The sequence below is a fragment of the Psychrobacter pacificensis genome (assembly GCF_900101915.1).
In the GTDB taxonomy this organism is placed as follows: Bacteria; Pseudomonadota; Gammaproteobacteria; order Pseudomonadales; family Moraxellaceae; genus Psychrobacter; species Psychrobacter pacificensis.
Genome location: NZ_FNAL01000052.1, coordinates 1 through 2,499, shown reverse-complemented (window position 1 = coordinate 2,499; position 2,499 = coordinate 1). Strand labels below are relative to the sequence as shown.

2 protein-coding genes are annotated in these 2,499 nt (G+C 44.3%); both read right to left on the bottom strand.

Annotated features, from left to right (window positions below; translation table 11 throughout):
* Positions 1–430: 430 nt before the first annotated feature.
* Positions 431–1,444: a phage portal protein gene (locus tag BLR43_RS13370; RefSeq protein WP_093071469.1), complete on the bottom strand. Its 1,014-nt coding sequence runs from the start codon at positions 1,442–1,444 to the stop codon at positions 431–433.
* On the bottom strand, positions 1,441–2,499 hold a 1,059-nt coding region (locus BLR43_RS13365), incomplete at its 5' end, for a terminase large subunit domain-containing protein (protein ID WP_208855963.1). The genes BLR43_RS13370 and BLR43_RS13365, both read right to left, overlap by 4 nt.

Genomic DNA, 2,499 nt, shown 5'->3' with positions numbered 1-2,499 from the left:
TTCGAGTCTCTCCAGCCCCACCATTTTCGGATAGTGATAAAAGTTCTCAAACCTATACTAGACCTGCTTTCGAGCAGGTTTTTTTATGTCTGCAATTTGAGTCTAATCCCACGATGGGATAGATCGTGGGATTGCACAGAACTGACTTATCACCCGCAAACCTTGTTTTTATTCACGTACAGCGCCTTAACTTCTACATCCCAGATATTTTAGCGTGGGATTGAGTATAAATATTCGTCACATCTCGTCATTTCAAACAGTTGTTTATCTGCCCTTCCCCTAGTTACGCCAAAGCCACCGCCATGATCGTCATGGTCGTCGAAAACCATGTTTTTTTATCGTGGGCGAGGCGGGGCTTCGATTGCGTTTTTTGAAAGCCAAAAAAATCCGCTCGATTTAGAGCGGATATATTGATCTTAAAATTGGTTATTTAATCTTCATCTTTGAGTAGCGAGTAGTCTTTGAATCTGATGACTTCTTCACCTAGCCAATCGTTGATCTGTAGCATGGTCTGTTGTAAAGGCATAAGCTCATTGACTGCGAAAACTCTGGCCGCTTTGATTAGGTCACCAAAGCCCGCCGCATTGGTTGGTGACGCCCCCATCAGTTGAGGTGGTACTCGATGAGCAGCTGCAATATCTATTCGACTCGCTTCTTTGATTTTAAAGAAGTCATCATTGGCACTGACTTCACTGATCGGTAAGATTTGGATTCCATCCTTTTTACCGTTGGGCGAATACATGAATAGGTTACGAAAGTTACCAGGGCCTTTGCTGTCCTTCAAAGCTTTACGGATTGCATCGATGTCTTCTTTATTTGTCGCTGGGTCATTGATGTATAAGATGTACCCAGCGTGGCTGCCATTCAAATAATACTTACGTCTGAATAACGTCGCTGACTCATCAAGCCACGCCGCATTAAGCGCTGATAGATATTCAGGCGCACCATACACTTCTTGATTGATATCTGGTTCAATCAGATGACAGATGTTATCGGCTTTATACTTATGCGGTTCGGCCCAGCTATGCGTTGCAAAGTAGTAGCTTTGAGCGTCAACACCGACGCGCATGTACTTAGCGAGTGGAACATTCAGCTTCATGGTTTTTTTGGAGCGTGAGGTAACGCGTTCAATGTAGGCATTGCCAAACGTCATATAGTCCAAGACTAAGCGGCTAAAATCACGATGGGATAATAAAGGATGCGGGATAAAGGTGCTAGCCAAAATATTGCGCTTAACAAAGATCGCACTACTATGATGTGGTGATGCTCTCATCGTCTTAGACAAAGCATCTGGATCATATGGCGGCGCATACCATAGTTGATGATTGTGACATTCACCCCAATACAAAGTTTGCCATTGTTCCATCACTGGGATGGGATCGCCGAAGGTAAAAGCCTCCATGCCCGGCATTTCTACCACTGCATGATTTTCTGTTTCATTCATTCAAATATCTCCAGTGCGGATTCGTCTTCACCTTGAGCAATTGCCAAAGGCTCTCTATGTAGTGCGTGCATTAATGCCCATGCTAGATCCGCATGGCCAGTATCTTCATTGCGATCGGCTTTATAAGTGACCGCTTTTTCGCTGCTAGTGATTGTTTTGTGTATCGAAGTAAACGCGCCTACTACATCCGTCCATTCGTGGTCAAAAGTTAAGCGGCCTTTTTTGATAACGTCCTTTGTCTTTAGGACAAATTGCTGCTTCAACTCTGGGCTGTAATGCAGCTTGACAGCTTGCGGATAAAACTTAATGACCGACTGATAGACACCAATACCAAGACCAGTCACGTCAATAGCTATATACTCCACGTTATACTTTTCTGTCATTTCTCTGATGACGTTTGCTTGTGCTTCGAAGTCTGGGTTTTTAAACTGCAAACGCTCAATGCCGCGTATCATGCCGTTTGGTGTACTTGGTGCTGCTAATATCACAAGTCCAGCGCTATCACGGCTCAATGACGGATCATAGCCAAGCCATACTGGCTGATTACCAAGTGGCCTTGGCGTATAAGGCTTCCAGTCATCCCATATCTCTAACGTATCGACCATGCATGACTGTAGTTCGCTGACACTAAAAGCGGATAACGTGTCATCAATAAATTCACACATCAGCAAGTTATTGAACTCGTCCTCGCTGTATTCCATCCGCAAGTCATCAATGTCGAACAGGTCACAACCACCGTTCATAGCGTCATAGACATTGACGACTTGCCGCCATTGTTTATCACCGCACAACTTGCCATTTTTTAGGTTATGCGGCGTCACATCTATTTCGATTCGGTCATCACCTTTACGGCCACGGTTATACAGTTGGCCAGTCCAAAACTTATATGCTTGGTGCTGCTTAGATGATGGCGTTGATATGTATGTCTGACGCCATTTTTTGTGCATGGCCATACCTGATGCAACTTTTCTGAATTCAATAAACTTATGAATCCAAAAATATTCGTCCATGTATACGTTGCCGTGATACGACTGCGCGGTACGGCTGTTTGTACC

What these genes read in the sequence shown, in the direction of transcription:
- BLR43_RS13370 (WP_093071469.1), bottom strand. Translation starts at nt 1,444, where the DNA reads ATGAATGAAACAGAAAATCATGCAGTGGTAGAAATGCCGGGCATGGAG.